At 72.3% G+C, this 22400-nt stretch carries 17 protein-coding genes and 1 pseudogene; 13 read left to right on the plus strand and 5 right to left on the minus strand.

Annotated elements, in window-relative coordinates:
- Positions 1-181 precede the first annotated feature (181 nt).
- The 5 genes and pseudogenes from IG62_RS0119645 (at position 182) to IG62_RS0119665 (ending at position 5693) form a co-directional block, all read left to right on the plus strand.
- Positions 182-1102 (plus strand): ABC transporter permease, encoded by a 921-nt coding sequence (locus tag IG62_RS0119645; RefSeq protein WP_420711080.1) that lies wholly within the window; start codon positions 182-184, stop codon positions 1100-1102.
- Positions 1075-1875 (plus strand): annotated as a pseudogene (locus IG62_RS0119650) (ABC transporter ATP-binding protein); the annotation flags it as partial. The gene IG62_RS0119645 and the pseudogene IG62_RS0119650, both read left to right, overlap by 28 nt.
- 206 nt (positions 1876-2081) lie before the next feature.
- Complete coding sequence (locus IG62_RS0119655; RefSeq protein ID WP_051798276.1) at positions 2082-3170, plus strand: ABC transporter substrate-binding protein; 1089 nt, start codon at positions 2082-2084, stop codon at positions 3168-3170.
- Positions 3171-3174: 4 nt separating this feature from the next.
- On the plus strand, positions 3175-4380 hold the full coding sequence (locus IG62_RS0119660) for an LLM class flavin-dependent oxidoreductase (RefSeq protein ID WP_030804481.1): 1206 nt from the start codon (positions 3175-3177) through the stop codon (positions 4378-4380).
- A gap of 113 nt (positions 4381-4493) precedes the next feature.
- Positions 4494-5693 carry an NAD(P)-binding domain-containing protein gene (locus IG62_RS0119665; RefSeq protein WP_078872093.1) on the plus strand — a complete coding sequence of 400 codons (1200 nt, stop codon included), beginning with the start codon at positions 4494-4496 and terminating at the stop codon, positions 5691-5693.
- Here IG62_RS0119665 and IG62_RS0119670 read toward each other — a convergent pair.
- Entirely contained in the window at positions 5670-6974 is a 1305-nt protein-coding gene (locus tag IG62_RS0119670; protein WP_030804487.1) for an MFS transporter, read from the minus strand. The two genes, IG62_RS0119665 and IG62_RS0119670, sit on opposite strands and share 24 nt — an antisense overlap.
- A gap of 121 nt (positions 6975-7095) precedes the next feature.
- Between IG62_RS0119670 and IG62_RS0119675 the strand changes: the two genes are divergently transcribed.
- From IG62_RS0119675 to IG62_RS49570, 5 genes are all read left to right on the plus strand, one after another.
- Entirely contained in the window at positions 7096-7947 is an 852-nt protein-coding gene (locus IG62_RS0119675; protein ID WP_234326626.1) for a (Fe-S)-binding protein, read from the plus strand.
- Positions 7944-9446: a lactate utilization protein B gene (locus tag IG62_RS0119680; RefSeq protein WP_030804493.1), complete on the plus strand. Its 1503-nt coding sequence runs from the start codon at positions 7944-7946 to the stop codon at positions 9444-9446. The genes IG62_RS0119675 and IG62_RS0119680 overlap by 4 nt, the downstream gene beginning before the upstream one ends.
- A complete protein-coding gene (locus IG62_RS0119685) occupies positions 9443-10129 on the plus strand; it encodes a LutC/YkgG family protein (protein WP_037838660.1) in 687 nt (228 codons plus the stop codon). The genes IG62_RS0119680 and IG62_RS0119685 overlap by 4 nt, the downstream gene beginning before the upstream one ends.
- Before the next feature lie 137 nt (positions 10130-10266).
- A complete protein-coding gene (locus IG62_RS47845; protein ID WP_030804499.1) occupies positions 10267-11676 on the plus strand; it encodes a hypothetical protein in 1410 nt (469 codons plus the stop codon).
- Positions 11677-11825: 149 nt separating this feature from the next.
- Positions 11826-12554, plus strand: coding sequence for a hypothetical protein (locus tag IG62_RS49570; protein WP_030804502.1), 729 nt, complete (start codon positions 11826-11828; stop codon positions 12552-12554).
- Here IG62_RS49570 and IG62_RS44865 read toward each other — a convergent pair.
- Together IG62_RS44865 and IG62_RS42030 are read right to left on the minus strand one after the other, a co-directional pair.
- A complete protein-coding gene (locus IG62_RS44865; RefSeq protein ID WP_078872094.1) occupies positions 12448-13038 on the minus strand; it encodes an NUDIX hydrolase in 591 nt (196 codons plus the stop codon). The two genes, IG62_RS49570 and IG62_RS44865, sit on opposite strands and share 107 nt — an antisense overlap.
- Positions 13039-13312: 274 nt before the next feature.
- The gene (locus IG62_RS42030) at positions 13313-13915 is read right to left on the minus strand and encodes a DUF6461 domain-containing protein (protein WP_030804505.1); all 603 of its coding nucleotides are present in this window, start codon (positions 13913-13915) and stop codon (positions 13313-13315) included.
- A 270-nt stretch (positions 13916-14185) separates the two neighbouring features.
- Here IG62_RS42030 and IG62_RS0119705 point away from each other — a divergent pair, with 270 nt between their 5' ends.
- Complete coding sequence (locus tag IG62_RS0119705; protein WP_030804506.1) at positions 14186-15400, plus strand: SGNH/GDSL hydrolase family protein; 1215 nt, start codon at positions 14186-14188, stop codon at positions 15398-15400.
- A gap of 75 nt (positions 15401-15475) precedes the next feature.
- On the opposite strand, the gene IG62_RS0119710 is transcribed toward IG62_RS0119705, so the two are convergent.
- Positions 15476-17308, minus strand: a complete 1833-nt coding sequence (locus tag IG62_RS0119710; protein WP_030804508.1) for an ABC transporter ATP-binding protein — start codon at positions 17306-17308, stop codon at positions 15476-15478.
- Positions 17309-17404: 96 nt separating this feature from the next.
- Here IG62_RS0119710 and IG62_RS0119715 point away from each other — a divergent pair, with 96 nt between their 5' ends.
- Both IG62_RS0119715 and IG62_RS0119720 read left to right on the plus strand, forming a co-directional pair.
- Entirely contained in the window at positions 17405-17860 is a 456-nt protein-coding gene (locus IG62_RS0119715; RefSeq protein ID WP_030804510.1) for a MarR family winged helix-turn-helix transcriptional regulator, read from the plus strand.
- A 33-nt stretch (positions 17861-17893) separates the two neighbouring features.
- Positions 17894-20824 (plus strand): FAD-binding and (Fe-S)-binding domain-containing protein, encoded by a 2931-nt coding sequence (locus IG62_RS0119720; RefSeq protein WP_030804512.1) that lies wholly within the window; start codon positions 17894-17896, stop codon positions 20822-20824.
- Positions 20825-20829: 5 nt separating this feature from the next.
- On the opposite strand, the gene IG62_RS0119725 is transcribed toward IG62_RS0119720, so the two are convergent.
- Positions 20830-22200, minus strand: coding sequence for an alpha-amylase (locus IG62_RS0119725; RefSeq protein WP_030804513.1), 1371 nt, complete (start codon positions 22198-22200; stop codon positions 20830-20832).
- Positions 22201-22400 lie beyond the last annotated feature (200 nt).

The following is a 22400-nucleotide window of genomic DNA, read 5'->3' on the forward strand; positions in this document are numbered from 1 at the left end:
GGCGAGTTCTGAGCGAGTTCCGGGCGAGTTCTGGGCGAGTTCTGGGCGAGGCCTGCTGGGTTCGCCGCGTTTTCTTGCGCTTTCCCTTGTTCTCAGGCATCCCCCGACTCTCCTGTTTTCCCTCTCGCTGTTTCGTTTCCTTTCCGCCCCTCTCCCCTGCCCTCCCCGCATTGGAGTGTTCATGTCTCTTGATCAAGTGCTGCCCGGTCATGCCCCTCCCGCCCCACGTACCCCCGTCGAGCCGGGGAGCGGGGAAAAGTCCGCGGAAAGAGCGCGGGGGTCGGGTAAAAGTGTCGGCTCGCCGCTGGAGCGGGTGGTGCCCGTTTCGCGGCGGGGGCGGTCGGTGCCGCGGTGGGTGCGTCGGGCGGTGGGGCCCGTGGCGCTGCTGGTGGTGTGGCAAGTGCTGAGCGGGAGCGGGGTGTTGGAGGAGGACATCCTGGCGTCGCCCGGAACCATCGCAGCCACCGCGGGTGATCTGCTCGGGGACGGGACGCTGCCCTCGGCGATGCTGGTCTCGCTCCAGCGGGTGGCCGTGGGGTTGTTGTTGGGCGGAACGTCGGGCGTGGCGCTGGCGCTTGTGTCAGGGCTTTCGCGGCTGGGTGAGGACCTGGTGGACGCGACCGTTCAGATGTTGCGTTCGGTCCCGTGGGTGGGCGTCATTCCGCTGTTCATCATCTGGCTGGGTATCGGTGAGGCGCCCAAGATCGCGCTGATTTCGCTGGGCGTGGCCTTCCATCTGTATCTGAATGTGTATGCCGGGATCCGTGGCGTGGACGCGCAGTTGGTCGAGGCAGGAGAGTCGCTCGGGCTGAGTCGCTGGGGTCTCATCCGGCATGTGGTTCTGCCGGGTGCGTTGCCGGGTGCCATGACCGGGCTGCGCTATTCCCTGGCCACCGCATGGCTTGCGCTGGTCTTCGGTGAGCAGATCAACGCCGACGACGGCCTCGGCTTCCTGATGAACCAGGCACGGGAATTCTTCCGTACCGATGTGATCGTGGTGTGCCTGGTGGTCTACGCAATTCTCGGGCTCGTCGCCGACTTCATCGTCCGTACCCTCGAAAGGCTGCTGTTGCAATGGCGACCGACATTCACGGGCCAGTGACCGGACCGGCGACGGAGAAGCGGACGGACGAGCTGACCGGGTCCGGGGCGGTGGATACGGCGGCGGATGCGGCCGCGGTTGCCGTGCAGGTGGACGGGTTGGTGCGCGCCTTCGGTGACCGGGTGGTCATCGACGGGCTTCAGCTCACCATCAGGCCGGGCGAGTTCGTGGCCCTGCTGGGTCGCAGTGGCTGCGGGAAGTCGACGCTGCTGCGGGTGCTGGCCGGGCTCGACCGGGAGATCGGCGGCGAGGTGCTGGCCCCGCGCCGCAAGGCCGTGGCGTTCCAGGCACCGCGGCTGATGCCCTGGAAGAAGGTCTGGCGCAATGTGCTGCTGGGGCTCCCGGGCCGGCCCGAACGCGGGGTTGCCGTACGGGCCTTGGAGGAGGTCGGCCTCGGGCACCGTGCGGATGCCTGGCCCAAGACGCTGTCGGGCGGCGAGGCGCAGCGTGCGTCACTCGCCCGGGCGCTGGTGCGGGAGCCGGATCTGCTGCTGCTCGACGAACCGTTCGGGTCGCTCGACGCATTGACCCGGATCAAGGCCCAGCGACTGGTGGCCGAGCTGTGGCAGGAACGTGGTTGCGCGGTGCTGCTGGTCACCCACGACGTGGAAGAGGCGCTGCTGCTCGCCGATCGGGTGCTGGTCATGGAGGACGGGCGGATCGCGTACGAGACCGCGGTGGATCTGCCGCGGCCGCGTGACCTCTCCGCTCCGCGATTCGGTGCGCTACGGGCGCGGCTGCTCGCCCGGCTGGGTGTGGCGGAGGGCACGGAGCATTCGGCCGAGCTCACCACCGAGGAGCCGGCCCTGGAGAAGTCGCCGGAAGCCTCGTCGAAAGAGGCGCCGGAAGGCTCACCGGAAGAGGCGGCCGGAAAGGCGGCGGAGAAGGCCGTCCCGGAAAACGAAGGCAAGCGCCGGCACGAGGACCGGAACCCGGAACAGACAGAACTGAACGCGCACCGAATCGGAACGGAAGCCCCATGAGATCACGTCACGTCACACCGGCTGCCCTGTTGCTCCCCTTCGCCCTGCTGCTGGCCGGTTGCGGTGGCGCGTCGCGGGCCGGCGGGACCGGTGGGGGGACCGGGAGCGGGACCGACGGAAAGGGGTCACTGACGCTCAACGTCGGGGATCAGAAGGGTGGTTCGGAGGCGTTGCTGCGGGCCGCCGGTGAGCTGGACGACCTTCCGTACAAGATCAAGTGGTCGACGTTCACCTCGGGACCGCCGCTGTTGGAAGCGGTCAATGCGGGTGCCGTGGACATCGGTGCCGTCGGCAACACCCCGCCCGTGTTCGCCGCCGCGGCGAAGTCGAAGATCAAGGTGATCGCCGCGGCGCACAGCCGGTCCGACGGCGAGGCGGTCCTGGTGAAGAAGGACTCGCCGCTGCGGCGTCCGGAGCAGCTCAAGGGCAAGTCGATCGCGGTGGCGCAGGGCAGTTCCGCGCACTACGAGTTGGTCGCCTCGTTGAAGAAGGCGGGCCTGTCACCGAAGGACGTCACGTTCACCTACCTCCAGCCGGCCGATGCGCTCGCCGCGTTCACCCGCGGCAAGGTGGACGCCTGGGCGGTGTGGGACCCGTACACCGCGCAGGCGCTGGACCAGGCCGGTGCACGGGTGCTGACCACCGGCCGGGGCGTCGTCAACGGGCTGAGCTTCCAGGTGGCCGCGCCCGCCGCCCTGGAGGACACGAAGAAGGCCGCGGCGCTCAAGGACTACACGGACCGGCTGCGGCGGGCGCAGAACTGGGTGTTCAAGCACCCCGATGTCTGGGCCAAGGCGTGGGCGAAGGAGACCGGGCTGCCGGAGAAGGTGGCGCTGGAGGCGGTCAGGCGCACCCGGGGCACGGCGGTACAGGTCGCCGTCGACAAGGCCGCCATCGCCTCCGAGAACCAGATCATCAACGCGTTCGCGAAGCTGAAGCTCATCCCCCGCTCCTTCGACTTCGGGGAGTACGTCGACCCGCGCTTCAACGGCGACCTGCCACCGTCGGACACCGTGCCGCGTACGTACGGAACCGCCACGCGCACCGGCAAAGAGTCCACGCCCACCCGAGGAAAGGCCGAGTAGGACGATGTCCGTACACCTTCACTGGTTTCTGCCGACCGGCGGCGACGGGCGGACGCTCGTCGACCGGCACGCGTACACCGACGGGGGCATCCGGCGCGACCGCATCACCCCGGTCAGCGGCGTACGGGCCCCGGACGTCGAATATCTGGCCCAAATCGCCAAGGCCGCCGAGCAGTTGGGGTTCGAGGCGGTCCTCACGCCGACCGGTACGTGGTGCGAGGACGCCTGGCTGACGACGGTGGCGCTCACCCAGGTCACCGAGCGGCTGAAGTTCCTGGTGGCGTTCCGGCCGGGGGTGATCTCGCCGGTGCTGGCGGCCCAGATGGCGGCGACGTACCAGCGGATCTCGCGCGGGCGGCTGCTGCTGAACGTGGTGACGGGCGGCGACTCGACGGAGCAGAGGCGGTTCGGGGACCATCTCGACCATGATCGGCGCTATGCCCGTACGGACGAGTTCCTGCAGGTCGTACGCGGCGTGTGGAGCGGTGAGCCGTTCGACTTCCGGGGTGAGCACTACCAGGTGGAGGGCGGTCTGACCGCACTGCCGCCGGACCCGCTGCCGCAGATCTTCTTCGGCGGGTCGTCGGCGGCCGCGGGCCCGGTCGCCGCACGGAACGTCGATGTCTATCTCACCTGGGGCGAGCCGCCCGCGCAGGTGAAGGAGAAGATCGACTGGATACGGGGGCTCGCGGAGAAGGAGGGGCGCACGGTCCGGTTCGGCATCCGTTTGCACACCATCTCGCGGGACTCCTCCAAGGAGGCGTGGGCGACCGCCGACCGCCTGCTGGACGACCTCGATCCGGCGACCGTCGCCGCCGCCCAACAGGCCCTGGGCAAGAGCGAGTCGGTGGGCCAGCAGCGGATGCTGGCACTGCACGGCGGGTCCCGCGACAAGCTGGAGATCGCGCCCGGTCTGTGGGCGGGGGTCGGTCTGGTACGGGGCGGGGCGAGCACCGCGCTGGTCGGCAGCCACGCCGAGGTGGCGGACCGGATCGAGGAGTACCACGCACTGGGCGTCGAGCACTTCGTGCTGTCCGGCTATCCGCACCTGGAAGAGGCGTACTGGTTCGGCGAGGGCGTGCGTCCGGAACTGGCCGCCCGCGGTCTGCTGCCCGCCGTGCGCTCCCCGCTGGACGCCGTACCGGCAGCGAACGGCCGGCCGGCTTCCGCACCGGGCGGAGCCCCGCTCCTGGTGGCGGGCGGGCGCTGAGGGCCGGCAGAGGGGCGAGCGGGGCCGGGGGCGGGGCTCCTCCCCCGGCCCCGCCCGGGATCCGGAGCGGGGCCTGCGGGAAGAGAACGCCCCCTCCCCCAGTTAGTAGAAACATGAACTACACCGGGCTGGCCACGGCCCCCGACCCGACACCGGACGCGCCCGGCCCCCTTGCCGAGCACAGCGCCGGCGCCGTCCCCAGCGCCCTCGCCACCACGAGCGCGGTCGAGACGGACGTCGTCGTGATCGGCGGCGGCCAGGCCGGCCTGGCCGCCGCCTTCCACCTGCAGCGGGTCGGCTACCGGCCCGACCAGGACTTCGTCGTCCTGGACCACTCCCCTCGCCCAGGGGGCGCCTGGCAGTTCCGGTGGCCTTCGCTGACGTACGGCAAGGTGCACGGGATGCATGCGCTGCCCGGGATGGAGCTGAGCGGTGCCGATCCGGGGCGGCCGTCCTCCGAGGTGATCGGCGCGTACTTCGAGAGCTACGAGCAGACCTTCGGGCTACCGGTGCACCGTCCGGTGAGCGTCCTGGCGGTCCGCGAGGGCGCGGCCGGGCGGCTGCTGGTCGAGTCGTCGGAGGGGCGGTACACGACCCGGGCCCTGATCAATGCGACCGGTACCTGGGACCGGCCGTTCTGGCCGCGCTTCCCCGGGCAGGAGACGTTCGGCGGCCGGCAGCTGCACAGTTCCCGGTACGAGGGGCCGGAGCGGTTCCGTGGCGCGCGGGTCGTGGTGGTGGGCGGCGGGACCTCGGCCGTGCAGCAGCTGCTGGAGATCGCGCCGGTCGCGGCCGCCACGACCTGGGTGACGCGGCGGCCGCCGGTCTTCCGCGAGGGCCCGTTCGGCGAGGAGGAGGGCCGGGCGGCGGTGGCACTCGTCGAGGAGCGGGTCCGGCGGGGCCTGCCGCCGCAGAGCGTGGTGAGCGTGACCGGGCTGCCGATGACGGACGCGATCCGGCGGGCCCGGGAGAGCGGCGTACTGGAGCGGCTTCCCCTGTTCGAACGGATCACACCGACCGGTGTGGTCTGGGCGGACGGCCGCCGGGTGGCAGCGGACGTGATCCTCTACGCGACCGGTTTCCGCGCGGCCATCGACCACCTCGCCCCACTGAAGCTGCGCGAGCCGGGCGGCGGCATACGGATGGACGGCACCCGCACGCTGCGCGACCCCCGGGTCCACCTCGTCGGCTACGGCCCCTCCGCCAGCACCATCGGCGCCAACCGCGCGGGCCGTGCAGCCGTACACGACATCCGCCACCTACTGGCCTCTGGGCCCGGCCCCGCGTCCTTAACGCTCCAACCTCTCCCGTGAGGTTTCCGGAAGCGTGAGGTAGACGACGAACGAGACCAGGCAGAGCGCGGACACGTACCAGGGGAAGAGATCCGCGTGGCCGGCCTGCTTGAACCAGGTGCCGACGTACGGGGCGGTGCCGCCGAAGAGCGCGACGGTCAGGGAGTACGGGAAGCCGATGCCGGCGGCCCGCACCCGCGCGGGGAAGACCTCGGCGTTCACGGCCGCGGCGATCGCGGTGTAGCCGGTGAGCAGCACCATGCCGGCGCACTGCACCAGCAGCAGGGAGACGAACGCGTCGGTGACCAGGTGGAGCAGGGGCACCGCGAGGACCGCGAAGCCCAGGGAGAAGCCGAGCAGCAGCGGTTTGCGGCCGATGCGGTCCGAGAGCAGGCCGCCGAGCGGCTGGAGCAAGGCGAAGAAGGCGAGCGACAGGGTGCCGACGATGAGCGAATCGCCCTTGTCGAAGCCCGCGTTGACCTGGGCGTAGGTGGGGAGGTAGGTCGTCCAGGTGTAGTAGGCGAGGGTGCCGCCGGCGGTGATCCCGCAGATCAACAGGGACTGGCGGGGGTGGCGGCGGAGCGCCTCGAAGAGGCCGGGGCGGTCGGCGGCCTGCTGTTCGGCACTGCGGGTCTCCTCGGCGCCGCGGCGGATCCACAGGCCCAGCAGGCTCAGCAGCGCACCCCCGAGGAAGGCCACCCGCCAGCCCCACTGGCCCATCTGCCGTTCGGTGAGCAGACCGGCGAGGAGTGCCGCCGTACCGGAGGCCAGGAGCTGGCCGAGGGTCGTGGAGACGTACTGGAAGCTGGAGAACAGGCCGCGGCGGCCGGGGCCGGCGGACTCGACGAGGAAGGTCGTGGAGGCCGCGAACTCGCCGCCGACGGACAGGCCCTGGACGAGCCGGGCGAGGACCAGCACGACCGGTGCGAGGAGGCCGGTGGCCGCGTAGGTGGGGGTGAGGGCGACGAGCAGGCTGCCTCCGCCCATGAGCAGGATGGTCACGGTCAGTGCGGTGCGCCGCCCGCGGCGGTCGGCGACCGCGCCCATCAGCAGTCCGCCCACCGGCCGCATGAAGAAGCCGACCGCGAAGACGGCGAAGGTGGAGAGCAGCGGCACCAGGGAGGTGCCGGCGCCCTTGGGGAAGACCTGGTCGGCGAAGTAGACGGCCAGGAAGGAGTACGCGTACCAGTCGTACCACTCGACGGCGTTGCCTATGGAGGCGGCGGCCAGCTGGCGCAGCCGTGACGCCCGGCGGCCGCCGTCCGGCGCCCGGTCCGCGGTCAGGGTTTCGGCGTTCGACATGGTCCTCCGCTCCGGTTCTTCTCCTCGGCCGGCTGCTGGGGCAGGATGAGCCGACAGGTGATCATGTACCGCGGAAGCGGATGGCCGCCAGAGGCCGGAGCGGCCGAAAGGAGATGGCAACGTGCGCGTAGCACTGTTCGTCACCTGTATCAACGATCTGCTGCAGCCGCGGACGGGCCGGGCGGTGGTGACGCTGCTGGAGCGGCTGGGGGTGGAGGTCGGCTTCCCCGAGGAGCAGAGCTGCTGCGGGCAGCCGCAGTTCAACACCGGCTACCGGCATGCGACCGAGCCGCTCGTCCGGCGCTTCCACCGGGCGTTCCGCGAGTACGACTACGTGGTCACACCGTCCGGTTCGTGTGCGGCTATGGTGCGGGACAACTACCCGCGGATCGGGGCGAAGGCCGCTGCCGAGGGGCGTGGCCGGGAGCTCGCGGAGGCCGCGGCGCTGGCGGTGCCGAAGACGTACGAGCTGACGGAGTTCCTGGTGGACGTGCTGAAGGTGGAGGACGTCGGCGCGTACTACCCGCATGTGGTGACGTACCACCCCACGTGTCACGGGCTGCGGATGCTGGGTCTGGGCGATCGTCCGTTGCGGCTGCTGCGGCAGGTGAGGGGGCTGGAGCTGCGGGAGCTGCCGGGCGCCGAGGAGTGCTGCGGTTTCGGCGGTACGTTCGCGGTGAAGAACCCGGCGGTTTCGGCGGCGATGGGGGCCGACAAGGTGCGGCATGTGCTCGGCACCGGGGCGGAGGCGGTGTGCACGGTCGACAACTCGTGTCTGCTGCACATCGGCGGCATGCTGACGCGGCAGGGCGCGCCGGTCCGGCCGGTGCACATCGCGGAGATCCTTGCCGGTACGGAGGAGAGCGCCGGTACGGATACGGACCGTACGGAGGGCGGCCCTCCTGCGGCCCGTCCGGAGGAGAGCGCCGGTGCCGGAGACAGTGGGCGCGGGGCGGAAGGTGGCGGGCGATGAGTGGGACGTACCTGGGCATGCCGGCCTTTCCGCGGGCCGCGGCCGTCTCCACGCGGGACGCGCAGTTGCGCGCGAACCTCACGCACGCCACGCACACCATCCGCGACAAGCGGGCCAGGGCCGTGGCGGAGCTGGACGACTGGGCGCAGTTGCGGGCCGCGGGGGCCGCGGTGAAGGACCGGACGCTGCGGCATCTCGACCGCTATCTGGAGCAGTTGGAGGCGGCGGTCGTCGCGGCGGGCGGCCGGGTGCACTGGGCGGCCGATGCGGCGGAGGCCAATCGGATCGTCACGGAGCTGGTGCGGGAGACCGGTGAGCGGGAGGTCGTCAAGGTCAAGTCGATGGCGACGCAGGAGATCGGGCTCAACGAGGCGTTGGAGAAGGCCGGGATCCGGGCGTACGAGACGGATCTGGCGGAGTTGATCGTGCAGCTCGGGGCGGATCTGCCGTCGCACATCCTGGTGCCGGCGATCCATCGCAACCGTGCGGAGATCCGTGACATCTTCCGGCGGGAGATGGGGCGTTGGGGCCGCCCGGCGCCGGAGGGGCTGTCCGATGCGCCCGCGGAGCTGGCGGAGGCGGCACGGCTGCATCTGCGGGAGAAGTTCCTGACCGCGAAGGTCGGGATTTCCGGTGCGAACTTCATGGTGGCCGAGACCGGCACGCTGGTGGTGGTGGAGTCGGAGGGCAACGGGCGGATGTGCCTGACCCTGCCGGAGACCCTGATCTCGGTCGTGGGCATCGAGAAGGTGGTGCCGACCTGGCAGGACCTGGAGATCTTCCTGCAGTTGCTGCCGCGCTCGTCCACCGCGGAGCGGATGAATCCGTACACCTCGACGTGGACGGGGACGGTGGACGGGGACGGGCCGCGGACGTTCCATCTGGTGCTGCTGGACAACGGTCGGACGGACACGCTGGCCGATACGGTCGGGCGTCAGGCGCTGCGCTGTATCCGCTGTTCGGCGTGTCTCAATGTGTGCCCGGTGTACGAGCGGGCCGGCGGGCACGCCTACGGGTCGCCGTATCCGGGTCCGATCGGCGCCATCCTCACTCCTCAACTGCGCGGGCTGGCCGGCCCCTTGGAGGAGTCGCTGCCGTATGCGTCGTCGCTGTGCGGGGCGTGCTACGAGGTGTGTCCGGTCGCCATCGACATCCCGGAGGTGCTGGTGCACCTGCGCGAGCGGGTGGTGGAGGGCGGTCCGGGGGTCCGGGACGGGGCGCGGGTGGTACTGAAACCGGCCAAAGGACACGCCGCGGAGCGGGCGGCGATGCGGGCGGCGGCCTGGGCGTTCGATCACCCGCGGGTTCTGCGCCGCGGGATGCGGCTGGCGGCGCGGACGCGGAGGCTGCATCCGCGGCGGTTGCCGGGGCCGGGGCGGGCGTGGTCGCAGGCCCGCGATCTTCCGGTGGTGCCGCCGGAGTCGTTCCGTGAGTGGTGGCGGCGCACGCGTGGCGGGTCGTCCGGGCAGCCGTCCCGCGAGCAGGGAGACACCGAGTGAGCAGCAGGGATGTGGTGTTGGCGCGGGTGCGGCGGGCGCTTGCGGAGGTGCCGCGGGAGGGCGCGCCGGGTGGTGCGGGGGCGGGTGAGCCGCCGTTGGTCCGGGACTACCGGCGGGTGCACGGGTCCCGTACGGCAGCGGAGACGGTGGATCTGCTGGCCGAGAACCTGGCCGATTACCGGGCGTTGGTGCACCGCAGCGATGTGGGCGGGCTGCCGGCGCTGATCGGCCGGCTGCTGGCGGAGCGGGGGGCGCGGCGGGTGGTGGTGCCGCGGGGACTGGAGCCGGGGTGGCTGGCCGAGGTGGGGGCGGAGGTGGTCGAGGACCGTGCGGAGCAGACGGCGCGGGAGCTGGACGCGGTGGACAGTGTGGTGACGGGGTGCGCGGTGGCGATCGCGGAGACCGGCACGCTCGTCCTGGATGCCGGGCCTGACCAGGGGCGACGGCGGATCACGCTGGTGCCCGATCACCATGTGTGCGTGGTCCGGGTGCCCGGGCAGGTGGTCGGGTCGGTGCCCGAGGCACTGCCGCGGCTGGTCCCGGGGCGCCCGCTGACGTGGATTTCCGGGCCCTCGGCCACCAGTGACATCGAGTTGGACCGGGTGGAGGGGGTGCACGGTCCGCGGACGCTGGAGGTGGTCCTGGTGGAGGCGGCCGGGGGCGGTGTCGCGGACGGGGGCTGAGCGGCGGGCCCGGCGGGTGGCCGGAGGGCGACTGCGACAGGTGTGCGACCCCGTTGTCAGTGGGGATTCCTACACTGATCGGGATGTCTTTCGCACGCTCGGTGCGGGGGCCGGCGCCCGGGGGGAGGGAGCGGACCATGCTGCGTCAGGAGGTCGGCGCACGGCGTTCCGGTACGGCCGGGGGCGGCGGGCCGGCGCCGGTTCCGGGGCCGCCGTCCTCGTCCGCCGGGCCGCCGTCGGCTCCGTCCCGGTTGCTGACCTGGCTGGCGCGGCTGGGGGTGCCGGCGGCGGCCTTCGCGGTGTTCCAGACGTTGGTGGGGCTCCTGCCGCAGAGTCTGGCCGGTGAGGCGGCGCGGTACTGCCTGGCGGCGACGGCCGGGGTGGGTGTGGGGGCGGTGGTGTGGCTGTCGGCGGCGCTGGTGCGGGCCCGGGCCGCGGCCGCGGCCGCGGCGGGTGGCGGGGTGCCGGCGCCGGGACCGGTGGCGTCGCCGGCGGGTTCGCTGCCGGAGTTGATGGACGGTGCGTACGAGGCGTTGCGGCGCGGGCTGTCGGTGATCGAGGTGCCCGGGCACGGGCCGTTGACGGGCTGGCCGCATTCCCTGGCGGAGAGCGAACCACCGGTGCATCCGACGGCGTTCGGCACGGCCTACGGGCTGCATCTGCTGCTGGACATCGCGCCCTACGACGGGCGGATACGCGCGGGTGAGGTGGCCGAGACATTGTGGCGGCTGCGGCTCCCGGGTGGGGGCTGGGCGGCGCGTTCGCAGGGCAGCGGGGCGCGTCCGGAGGTGACCGCGGTGGTGCTGGGGGCGCTGGCCCGGGCGGGTGCGGATCCCCGGCTGCTGGAGGCCGAGATCCATTCGTGTGAGGCGCTGCTGGATCCCGATCACGATGCCTTCGGTCTGGCGAACACCTACGTGGTGACGAATGTGCTGCGGGGGCTGTTACGGGCGGCCCCGGGTTCGGCGTCGCTGGGCGGACTGCGGGCGGTGCTGGTCAACGGCGCCACGGGCGACCCGGGGCGGGGTCATCACCGGTGCTGGGGTGCGGCGTTGGCGACGGGGCGGGGCAATCCGGCGCCGTCGGCGGTGCACACGGCGCGGGCGGTGGTGACGCTGGACCGGGCCGCGCGGGTGCTGGGTGAGGATGCCCGGCAGCGCGCGGTGCGGGAGGAGGGGCTGCGCTGGTTGCTGGCGGGGGCGACGCTGCCGGGCGCGGGCGCGGGCGACCTGGCGAACTGCCAGGAGGAGGTGCGGCGGCCGGGCCAGGACGATCCGTTGCATCAGGAGCTGTTGTCGGTGCGGCATTTCGGGGCGGCGTGGGTGGCGCGGGCGCTGATGACGGACGGGGCGCGGCAGATCGCGGCGGAGGGGGTCGGGCTGCCGGTGTGGGAGGCCCAGCTGGCTGCCGCGGTGGCGCGGGTGCGGGCCGTGCAGCGGGGCGGGGTGTGGCGTTGGGACGACGGGCCGATGGGTAATCCGGTGTGGATGGCGTATCAGGGGCTGTCGGTGCTGCGGCGCTATGCCCTGATGTCCTACCGGCCGTGAAGCCGGTGGGGTGCGGCGTGGGATGCGGGATGTGGTGCGCCGGCGGACGGTGCCGACGCCGGTGAGGTGAGGTGCGGGGTGTGTGCCGACGGGTGGTGCCGGTGAGGCGTGGCGGGCTGCCGGCCGGTGCCGGTGGACGGGAGGCGGAGATGCAGGTCGAGGAGGTGCGGCGGCTGCTGGTGGACCGGCTGGGTGGTGGGCAGCGGCCGCCGTCGCCCGAGTCGGCGCGTGCGGTGGTGGCCGAGCTGGCGCGGCCGGAGGTGCTGGGTCCGCTGGTGCGCCGATTATCCGCCGGTGCGGTGGACCTTCCGGAGTGCACGCGGCTGTCGTACCGGCATGTGCTGGGCTTCGACAAGCTGGTGCTGTTGTCGGGTGCGCCGCGGTTCATGTTGCGGGTCCATTTCTGGCCCGGCCCGGTGGGTGCGGAGCCGGAGGACATCCACAACCACCGTTGTGCGATCGCGTCGGCGGTGGTGCGGGGCCGGGTGCGGATGGAGTGTTACGAACCGGCGGCGGAGGGGGTGCCGGCGGTGGTGTACCAGGAGACGATCGACGGGCCGGGCGGGGCCTGGCGGTTGCGGCGGGTCGGTGAGGCCCGGCTCCGGCTGGTGTGTGCGAAGCGGTACGGGGCGGGTCGGAGTTACGGGCTGGAAGCCCGTACGCTGCACCGGGTGGTGAGCGAGGAGCCGACGGTGACGCTGTTCCTGGAGACCGCCCCGCAGCGCTCGGTGACCGATGTGTACGTCAGGGTGCCCGGCCGGGCCGGCGGGGTCAGCGGCGGCCGCGCCGGGCGGGCCGGTCCGCCGCCCAAGACTCCCCTCGCACCGGCCGTGTATCTTGCCGAACTCGACGCGCTGGCACGCTCTTTGGGCTGGTGAACGGGGTGGGGGCGAGGCCCTGGTAGCCGTAGCGGGCGGTCATGGTGCGCAGTCCGGAGGCGTCCAGCCGGCCGCCGAAGACCTGGCGGATGACGCCGAGGTTGTAGGCGTCGACGCCGGCGTCGGCGAGTTCGGCGGGCCGGGCCCAGCGGTGTGCCTGGTCGGGGCTGGGCAGGACGACGTCGAGGGTCAGCGGCCGGACGAGGAAGTTCTCCTGGTGGTTGCGCACCCGCCGGCCCTGGTAGTCGCTGAGGAAGCTGGCGGATCCGGTGTGGGCGACGATGGCGCCGAGGAGCCCGGTTTCTTCTTTGAGCTCCCTCAGGGCGCCTGCTTCGGGGGTCTCCCCCGGCTCCAGTTTGCCGCAGGGGACGCCCCATGCGCCGGGCAGGAAGCGCTCGCGGTAGCTGCGGCGGACGATCAGCACGCGGCCGTTGTGCACCACCACCGCCGCGGCGAGGCGGGGGTGGGCTGCTGTCTGGTTCATCGCACTTCTCGCTTTCCGAGAGGACGGGCGGCCCGGACTTCTCGTCGACGAGAGGACGGGCGGCAGGCCCGTGGCGGACGTCCACCGTACCGGCCGGTGCTCCGGGGTGGACCGGGGCGCGGCGGTGTGGCGAACGGTGAACTGGCGTGCGGAGGGCTCGCATTGGCGGCGCGCGTGGTGTGGCCCCTGCCGCTTCCCGTCCTACGTCCTTTTTCGTGGACCCGAACCGGTGCGGCGGTTCACCGCCCTGCCGCCGCGAGGCCGGGTCGGACGCTCAGTGCGGCTGCTCTTCCCGCTCGCACAGGGGCAGCAGGCTGCCGCTCCAGCGCTCTTCGCCGTCCCGGGCCGGGGTGACGCGCAGCCCGAAGGCGTTCTCCGCGAGGGCCAGGACGCTGTGCGGCGGTGCCGGCTGCCCGGGAAGGAGACCGAGCGGGCGCATGAACTCATCGAGCCGCCGGGGGTCCAGTCCGGTCGGGCCGATCGGCTCAAGGGTGTGGAAGTCGACGATGATGTCGCCCTGGACCGCGTACTTGAACCAGTGCATCGGCTTCTCGTTGTAGTACAGGGCGACGGCCTCCGTGCCGTGCGAGACCGCGCGCAGGATCCGCTCGTCCAGCCCGTGGCTGCCGCCCAGCTCCCAGGCCCAGGACCACACGCCGTCGGTGCCGGTCGTCACCACCGGCTCGTCCTCGTCGAGCAGGGTGTCCCCGAACTCGTCGTCGAGACCCACGGGATCGCGCAGGGCCAGGGTGTCCGGGTCGATCCCCATGCGGGCCAGCAGGTCCGTGGGAGACAGGCCTTTGCCGAAGGTCAGCATGTAGACGGGGATGTCCGCACGGAAGTGGTCCAGCCCACGGGTTACGCCGGTACTCGTCATACCCGGGATGCTGCCACGCCCCACTGACACACCGGCGTCCAGCCGACCCACCTCAAGGTCGGGTACCCGTGGACCGGCTGCGAAACCCCCGAACCGCCGCACATCCCGGCCGCCTTCTAGCAGGGGCGCCGGACGCTGCTTCCGCAGACTGACCCTGGCATGCGTAGGCATCCCGTACGTACGCAGACCAGAGGGCTGGGTGGGCTGCGCGGCCGCCAGCAGACTCGCTGCCATCGCCACCGGGCGATCGGCAGAGAGAGGCGAGGGACCATGCGGCAGATCGTGGACGGCCACGGCGACGGCAGCGGCAGCGGCAGCGGCAACACGCGGTACTGGCAAGCGGGTTGGGCGGCGTCCGTGCAGCGCCCCAGTGAAGGGTTCCACGAGAACTGGGCGCTGGAGGGGTTCGCGGAGCAGACGGTGCGCCAGGTGGTGCGGGTCACCGGTTCCGGTACGGCGGCGCGGATCGTGCTGTCGAACCGGTACGGGACCGGGCCGCTGGAGGTGGCCGGTGCGTCCCTGGCCCGTACCGGGGAGGGTGCCGGGGTGCAGGAGGGATCCGTGCGGCGGCTCACGTTCGGTGGGGCGGCGGGGGTCCGGATTCCGGCGGGCGAGGAGGTGCGCAGTGATGCCGTCGAGGTGGCGGTGGCCCCGTTCGAGTCGCTGACGGTGTCGCTGTACTTCGCCCGGCCGACGGGTCCCGCGACCTTCCACGCCCAGGCGTACGCCACGGCGTACCGCGCGGCCGCGGACCGGCTGACGGCCACGGACCCCGCGGTGTTCGGGGAGACGACGGTGTCGTGGTACTTCCTCGCGGCGGTGGAGCTGGCGGACGGCGGGCCGGCGCGGCGGGACACGGTGGTGGTCTTCGGTGACTCGATCACCGACGGTTTCGGTTCGACGATCGACGGCAACGGGCGCTATGCGGACGCGCTGGCCGAGCGGCTCGCGGGGCAGGGCGGGGTGCGGCCGGTGCTCAATCAGGGCATCGGCGGGAATCTGCTGCTGAGCGATTCGGCGTGGTTCGGGGAGCGGGCGGTGGGGCGCTTCCGGCGGGATGTGCTGGACCGGCCGGGGGTGGCTTCCGTGGTGGTGCTGGTGGGGCTGAACGACATCGGGTTCAGCGAGGTCGACCTGCCGACGTACAAGCCGGCCCCGGACCGGTCCGCGGACGAGCTGATCGCCGGTTACCGCGAGTTGATCGCCGCCGCGCGGGCGGCGGGGGTGCGGATCGTCGGGGGGACGATCATGCCGTTCAAGGGGGCGGAGTACCACACGCCGGTGGCGGAGGCGAAGCGGCGGAAGGTGAACGACTGGATACGGGCCTCGGGCGAGTTCGACGCGGTCGCGGACTTCGCGGCGGCGCTGGCGGAACCCGGCGATCCGGAGGCGCTGGCTGCGCGCTTCGACAGCGGCGACCACAAGCATCCCGGGGACGAGGGGTACCGGGCGATGGCCGAGGCGGTGGATCTCGCGGCGCTGTGACGGGCGGCCGGGGAAGGGCAGGAGTGGGGGCGGCGGCCGCCCCGACCGGTCAACCGGCCGCCGCCACCCCGGATGTTACCCATGAGTCACTTGTTCGGCCATGATCTGCTCGCCGGGCGGGGTGAGGTGTGCGTCACGCCGGACGAGCGCCGCGTAGCGGCCGTCGGCGGCGAGCAGTTCGTCGTGGGTGCCGCGTTCGGCTATCCGGCCGGCGTCCAGGACGACGATCTGGTCGGCGTCGCGGACGGTGGAGAGGCGGTGCGCGATGGTCAGGGTGGTGCGGCCCGCGGACAGCTCGTCGATGGCCTGCTGGACGGCGTGTTCGGTGCGGGTGTCCAGGGCGCTGGTCGCCTCGTCGAGGACGAGCACCGGCGGGTCGCGCAGGATGGTGCGGGCGATGGCCAGGCGCTGCTTCTCGCCACCGGAGAAGCGGTAGCCGCGCTCGCCGACGAGGGTGTCGTAGCCCTCGGGGAGGGCGGCGATGTGGTCGTGGATCTGGGCGGCCTTGGCGGCGCGGTGGATCTCGTCGTCGGTGGCGTCGGGCTTGGCGAAGCGCAGGTTGTCGGCGACCGAGGCGTGGAAGAGGTACGTCTCCTGGGAGACCACGCCGACGGCGCGGGCGAGGGTGTCGAAGTCGAGGTCGCGGACGTCGGTGCCGTCGAGGGTGACCCGGCCTTCGGTGACGTCGTAGAGGCGGGGGACGAGGTAGCTGAGGGTGCTCTTGCCGCTGCCGGTGGGGCCGACGACGGCGAGGCTGCCGCCGGCGGGGACGGTCAGGTCGATGCCGTCGAGGGTGGGCGCGGCGTCGGGGTCGTAGCGGAACCGCACGTTCTCGAAGCGGATCTCGCCGCGCGGGGCCGGGATGCGGACCGGGTCGGCGGGCTCGGTGATGGCGACCGGCAGATCGAGGTATTCGAAGATGCGCTGGAAGAGCGCGAGTGAGGTCTGCATCTGGACGCCGGTGGACAGCAGGGAGACGGTCGGGCGCAGCAGGCCCTGCTGGAGGGAGACGAAGGCGACCAGGGTGCCCAGGGAGAAGACCGGTCCGCCCAGTTGGAGGACGAGGCCGGCGGCCCAGTAGATGAGGGCGGGCATGGCGGCCATGACGATGCCGATGGTGGCCATCCGCCAGCGGCCGGCCATGTTGGCGCGGACCTCCAGGTCGACGAGGCGCTCGGATTCGCCGGCGAAGTTCGTCGTGAGGGAGTCGGCGCGGCCCATGGTGCGGCCGAGCAGGATGCCGCTGACCGAGAGGGATTCGGTGACCATCGCGGACATCGCGGCCATCTGCTTCTGCCGCTGGGTGGTGATCTTCTTGCGTTCGTTGCCGACCCGGCGGCTGATCCAGACGAAGAGCGGGAGCAGCAGGAGGGAGACGACGGTCAGCCGCCAGTCGAGGGCGAGCATGGCGCAGACGGTGGCGATGACCGAGGTGAGGTTGGAGACCAGGGAGGTGGCGGTCGAGGTGACCGTGGCCTGCATGCCGCCGATGTCGTTGGCGATCCGGGACTGGACCTCGCCGGTGCGGGTGCGGGTGAAGAACGCCAGGGGCATCCGCTGGAGCTTGGCGTAGACGGCGGTGCGCAGGTCGTGCATGACGCGCTGGCCGACGGTGGTGGACAGCAGGGTCTGCAGCACGCCGAAGACGCTGGTGGTGACGGCGGTGGCGATCATGCCGAGGGCGAGCAGGGTGAGCAGTCCGGTGCGGCGGCCGGGGATGGCGACGTCGAGGACCTCGCGCAGGAGGAACGGCGAGGCCACGGAGACCAGGGAGGAGGCGCCGACGAGCAGCCCGACGAGGGCGAGCCGGCCGCGGTAGGGGCGGAAGAGGGTGAGGATCCGCCGGACCTGGACCGGTGCGTCGGGGTCCTTGGGGGGCGGTGTCCATTGGGGTTCGTCGCGGTGCATGGGCTCCTACGAGGGGTGCGGGACAGCTGGACTTTACGGAGCCTAGCTCATTGTTACCTATACTCACAATGAACCAGGTCCTGATACCCTCGGGGCATGCCCTCCCCTGAGCCGACGGTCAGCAGCAACCTCGCCGAACAACTGGTGCGGCTGACCCGCCGGATGCACCGCGCCCAGAAACGCCACCTGGCGCACCTGGACATCGCCTTCACCCCCGCCCAGTCCCGGGTGCTGCGGATCGTGGACCACTACCGCGACACCCCGCCGCGGATGGCGGACCTCGCCCAGCGGCTGGAGGTCGTCCCGCGGGCGGTGACGACCCTGGTGGACGCCCTGGAGGCGAACGGCGCGGTCCGCCGGGTACCGGATCCGGCCAACCGGCGCGTGGTGCGGATCGAGCTGACCGACACCGGCCGGTCCACGCTGCGCGCGTTGCGCAGCGCGCGCCGGGCCGCCGCGGAGGAGATCCTGGCTCCGCTGACCACCGATCAGCGCGAGGTGCTCGGGGGTCTGCTGTCCACCCTGGTCGACGGGCCGGGTGACCCGCACTGACCTGACGCCCCCTCATCCGGAGGAGTGCCCGCCATGCCCTTGCTGGAGCCGAAGCCCGGGGCCCTGCGGCCCACCGCCGGCGGCCGGCCGGCACCCGACCGGGTGGCCGGCCACCTGGCGTCCGGCACCCCCGAGCCGCTGCGCGGGGACCTCATTGCGCTGCTCGGCCCGGAGAAGGTCCTGCACACCGTCTCCGACCTGGTGCGCTACGCCTCCGACGCCAGCCCCTACCGCTTCGTCCCGCAGGTCGTGGTGGTGGCCGAGGACATCGACGACATCTCGGCGGTCTTCTCCTACGCCCACGGCAAGGGCCGGAATGTGGTCTTCCGGGCCGCCGGCACCTCCCTCAACGGCCAGGCGCAGGGCGAGGACATCCTCGTCGACGTGCGGCGGCACTGGACCGGCATCGAGGTGCTCGACGGCGGCGCCCGGGCCCGGATCCGGCCGGGCACGACCGTGCTGCGCGCCAACGCGGCCCTGGCCCGGTACGGCCGGCTGCTCGGCCCCGACCCGGCCAGCGCGATCGCCTGCACGCTGGGCGGGGTGGTCGCCAACAACGCCTCCGGCATGACGGCCGGCACCATCCGCAACTCCTACCGGACGCTGGCGTCGGCCACCGTCGTCCTGCCGTCCGGCACGATCGTGGACACCGCCGACCCGGACGCCGACGCGGAGCTGGCGCGGGCCGAACCGGCGCTGTGCGCGGGCCTGTTGGCGCTCAAGGCGGAGATCGAGGCGGATGCCGCGCTGGTGGCCCGGATCCGCGCCAAGTACGCGATCAAGAACACCAACGGCTACCGCCTGGACGCCTTCCTCGACGGTGCCACGCCGGTGGCGATCCTGCGTGGGCTGATGGTCGGCTCCGAGGGCACCCTGGGCTTCCTCGCCGAGACGGTCTTCGACACCCTGCCGCTGGACCGGCACACCACCGGCGCACTGCTGTTCTTCCGCACGCTCGGCGCCGCGGCCGCGGCCGTACCGCACTTCACCGCGGCCGGCGCGCGGGCGGTGGAGCTGATGGACGGCAACACCCTGCGGGCGTCGGTGCGGGTGGCCGGGGTGCCGGCGGACTGGGCGGCGCTGCCCAAGGAGACCACGGCGCTGCTGGTCGAGTTCCGGGCGCCCGACGAGACCGCGCTGCGGGGGTACGAGGAGGCCGCGGCCCGGCTGCTGGCCGGGCTGGAACCGGTCGCGCCGGTCGCCTCCGTCACCAACGCCTTCACCCGGGACCCGCACGTCCTCGGCGGCTACTGGAAGGCCCGCAAGGCGTTCGTCACCGCGGTGGGCGGCTCCCGGCCCGCCGGGACGACGCTGATCACCGAGGACTTCGCGGTACCGCCGGCACGGCTGGCCGAGGCCTGTGCGGCGCTGCTGGAGCTCCAGGACCGGCACGGCTTCGACGCCGCGGTCGCCGGCCACGCCGCCCACGGCAATCTGCACTTCCTGCTCGCCTTCGACGCGGCCGAGCCGGACGACGTGGCGCGCTACGCGGCGTTCATGGCGGACTTCTGCCGGCTGACCGTCGAGCGCTTCGACGGCTCGCTGAAGGCCGAGCACGCCACCGGCCGCAACATCGCCCCGTTCCTGGAGCTCGAATGGGGGCCGCGCGCCACGGAGTTGATGTGGCGGATCAAGGACCTCTTCGATCCGGCCGGCATCCTCGCCCCGCGCGTCCTGCTCGATCGCGACCCGCGGGCACATCTGCGGGGCTTGAAGACCATCCCGCGCATCGAGGCGCTCGCCGACCCGTGCATCGAATGCGGCTTCTGCGAACCGACCTGCCCCAGCAAGGACCTGACCACCACGCCCCGGCAACGGATCGTGCTGCGCCGCGAGATGCTCCGCCAGCCGGCCGGATCGCCGGTCACCGGCGCGCTGCTGGACTCCTACGGCTACGACGCGGTGGACACCTGCGCCGGCGACTCGACGTGCATGCTCGACTGCCCGGTGGGCATCGACACCGGCAGGCTGATGAAGGACTTCCGGCACCGGCGCCACTCCCCGCGCGAGGAGCGGCTCGCCGAGCGGACCGCCCGGCGGTTCGGGGCGGTCGAGCGGGCGGCGCGGCTGGCGGTGGCGGCCGCCGACCGGATCGGTGACCGGCCGGCCGCCGCGCTGACCCGGGCCGCCCGCCGGGCCGTGCGCCCCGACCTGGTGCCCGAGTGGCTGCCGCGGATCCCCGGCCCGGCGGCCCGCCGGCTGCCGGTGACACGGCGGGCCGGCGCGGCCGCGGTCTACTACCCGGCGTGCGTGAACCGGATCTTCGGGGAACCCGCGGGGCACCGGGGGCCGTCGCTGCCCGAGGCGGTCGTGGCGCTGTCCGGGCGGGCGGGCCGGCCGGTGTGGATCCCCGGGGACGTGCCCGGGACGTGCTGCGCCACGATCTGGCACTCCAAGGGCTACGAGCGCGGCACGGCGGTGATGGCCAACCGCATCGTCGAGGCGGCCTGGGGCTGGACCGCCGGCGGGCTGCTGCCCCTGGTGGTGGACGCGTCCTCGTGCACGCTGGGCCTGGCCCGTGAGGTCGTGCCGTATCTGACGCCGGAGAACCGCGCGCTGCACGCCGAGCTCACCGTCGTCGACTCGGTCGTCTGGGCCGCCGAGGAGCTGCTGCCGCGCCTCACGGTCCGGCGGACGGCCGGTTCCGCGGTGCTCCATCCCACCTGTTCCATGCGGCACTTGGGGGACGAGGCGCAGCTGCGGCGGGTCGCCGAGGCGTGTGCGCGGGAGGTGGTGGTGCCGGACGACGCGGGGTGCTGCGCGTTCGCCGGGGACCGCGGGATGCTGCACCGGGAACTGACCGGGGCGGCCACCGCGAAGGAGGCGGCGGAGGTCACCGCGCGCCCCTTCGACCTGCATCTGTCGGCGAACCGGATGTGCGAGATCGGGATGGACCTGGCCACGGAGGGCCGAGGCTACTGCTCGGCCCTCCTGGCGCTGGAGCGGGCGACCCGGCCGGACTGACCGGGTCAGCCGCCGACGTGCAGCGCCACCGCGCTCCTGGCGGGCACGGTGACCTGCGCTTGCCCGTCGTCGCCGACGGTGACCGTGTGCCCGTCACAGGAGGACGGCGCGGCGTGCACCACGTCGCAGTACGTCCCGGCGGGCAGGGAGGTCGCGAAGGTCTCGGTCAGCGCGGCGTCCCCGTTGTTGAGGGCGACGAAGCCCTTGCCGCTACGGGCGAAGGCGAGGGCGCTGCCGCCGTTGTCCCACCAGTTCGTCAGCTCGGCTGCGCCCACCGCGTTGCGGAAACCGACCATGCCGGTGATCTCCCGCTTGGCGTGCTCGTCGGTCCAGCCGGTGGTACCGCTGGGGGGTCCGGCGTCCTTGTCGGTCCACTCGTAGCCGGAGTAGACGTTCGGTGAGCCGTAGGGCGAGGCGAGCATGAAGACGTTGGCGAGGGTGTAGGCGGCGCCGTCCTTGTAGGTGAGCGTGGAGCCGTTGCGTTCGGTGTCCCAGTTGTCGACGAAGGTGCGGGCCTTGTCGCTGCCGAGCTTGCCGTCCGCGACGGACTTCAGCTGGGCGATGTTGCCGCTTTGGAAGGCGCTCTTGAGGTGGGCGCCGTAGCGGAATTCGTCGACGTCGCCGATGCCGGTGTACTCGTCGGGCCGCACCGCCTCGCCGGCGCCGTAGATGACCTCCTGCACCCAGAAGCCGGGGTCCTTCATCTTGCCCTTGACGGCGGCCAGGTCGGTGGCGGAGATGTGTTTGGCGGCGTCGATCCGGAAGCCGTCCACGCCCAGCGACCGCAGGTCGTCGAGGTACTTGGCGAGAGTGGTGCGGACGTAGTCGCTGCCGGTGTCGAGGTCGGCGAGGCCGACCAGTTCGCAGGTCTGGACGTCGTCGCGGTTGGTGTAGTCGGAGATGCTCTTGCGGCAGCCGTGGAAGTCCCGATCCTGGTAGAAGCCGGGGTAGTTGTACTTGCTGTACCGGGTGCCGCCGGTGCCGGTGCCCGATCCGGCGGCCATGTGGTTGACGACCGCGTCGGCGATGACCTTGACGCCGGCGGCGTGGCAGGCGCTGACCATCGAGGCGAAGGCGTCGCGGTCGCCCAGCCGGCCGGCGATCTTGTAGCTGACGGGCTGGTACGAGGTCCACCACTGCCCGCCCTGGATGTGCTCCGAGGCCGGGGAGACCTCGACGAAGCCGTAGCCGGCCGGGCCCAGTTGCTCGGTGCAGGCCTTGGCCACGTCCACGTACTTGCGCTCGAAGAGCGTGGCGGTGACGGTCTTCTGGCCGGGCGGGGTGGCCTGGGAGGGCCACGGCGCGACGGTGGCCAGGCCGACCGCGGCCACTACTCCGGCGAGCGTTCCGCCCAGCACACGGGAACGTTGCTGCATCTTGCGGCTCCTTCGTCATGGGGCACGGCCGTGCCGTACCGCGCCCACGGGAGCAGCCACGCGCCAGGCCGCCATGGGGGGTTGTCCGATACCGGAGCCTGCCGTTCATGTCATTAACACGTCAAGGCTTTCTGCAAGACATTTCAGTGAGTTGCGAAAGATGCTGGCTGCGGCTTCCGCACCTTTGCGGCGCCACCCGG

The sequence above is a fragment of the Streptomyces sp. NRRL S-337 genome (assembly GCF_000720175.1).
GTDB classification, from domain to species: Bacteria; Actinomycetota; Actinomycetes; order Streptomycetales; family Streptomycetaceae; genus Streptomyces; species Streptomyces siderophoricus.

Coding starts and splice junctions, on each gene's coding strand:
- IG62_RS0119645 (WP_420711080.1), top strand. CDS start 182: ATGTCTCTTGATCAAGTGCTGCCCGGTCATGCCCCTCCCGCCCCACGT.
- IG62_RS0119655 (WP_051798276.1), top strand. CDS start 2,082: ATGAGATCACGTCACGTCACACCGGCTGCCCTGTTGCTCCCCTTCGCC.
- IG62_RS0119660 (WP_030804481.1), top strand. CDS start 3,175: ATGTCCGTACACCTTCACTGGTTTCTGCCGACCGGCGGCGACGGGCGG.
- IG62_RS0119665 (WP_078872093.1), top strand. CDS start 4,494: ATGAACTACACCGGGCTGGCCACGGCCCCCGACCCGACACCGGACGCG.
- IG62_RS0119670 (WP_030804487.1), bottom strand. CDS start 6,974: ATGTCGAACGCCGAAACCCTGACCGCGGACCGGGCGCCGGACGGCGGC.
- IG62_RS0119680 (WP_030804493.1), top strand. CDS start 7,944: ATGAGTGGGACGTACCTGGGCATGCCGGCCTTTCCGCGGGCCGCGGCC.
- IG62_RS47845 (WP_030804499.1), top strand. CDS start 10,267: ATGCTGCGTCAGGAGGTCGGCGCACGGCGTTCCGGTACGGCCGGGGGC.
- IG62_RS49570 (WP_030804502.1), top strand. CDS start 11,826: ATGCAGGTCGAGGAGGTGCGGCGGCTGCTGGTGGACCGGCTGGGTGGT.
- IG62_RS44865 (WP_078872094.1), bottom strand. CDS start 13,038: ATGAACCAGACAGCAGCCCACCCCCGCCTCGCCGCGGCGGTGGTGGTG.
- IG62_RS42030 (WP_030804505.1), bottom strand. CDS start 13,915: ATGACGAGTACCGGCGTAACCCGTGGGCTGGACCACTTCCGTGCGGAC.
- IG62_RS0119705 (WP_030804506.1), top strand. CDS start 14,186: ATGCGGCAGATCGTGGACGGCCACGGCGACGGCAGCGGCAGCGGCAGC.
- IG62_RS0119710 (WP_030804508.1), bottom strand. CDS start 17,308: ATGCACCGCGACGAACCCCAATGGACACCGCCCCCCAAGGACCCCGAC.
- IG62_RS0119715 (WP_030804510.1), top strand. CDS start 17,405: ATGCCCTCCCCTGAGCCGACGGTCAGCAGCAACCTCGCCGAACAACTG.
- IG62_RS0119720 (WP_030804512.1), top strand. CDS start 17,894: ATGCCCTTGCTGGAGCCGAAGCCCGGGGCCCTGCGGCCCACCGCCGGC.
- IG62_RS0119725 (WP_030804513.1), bottom strand. CDS start 22,200: ATGCAGCAACGTTCCCGTGTGCTGGGCGGAACGCTCGCCGGAGTAGTG.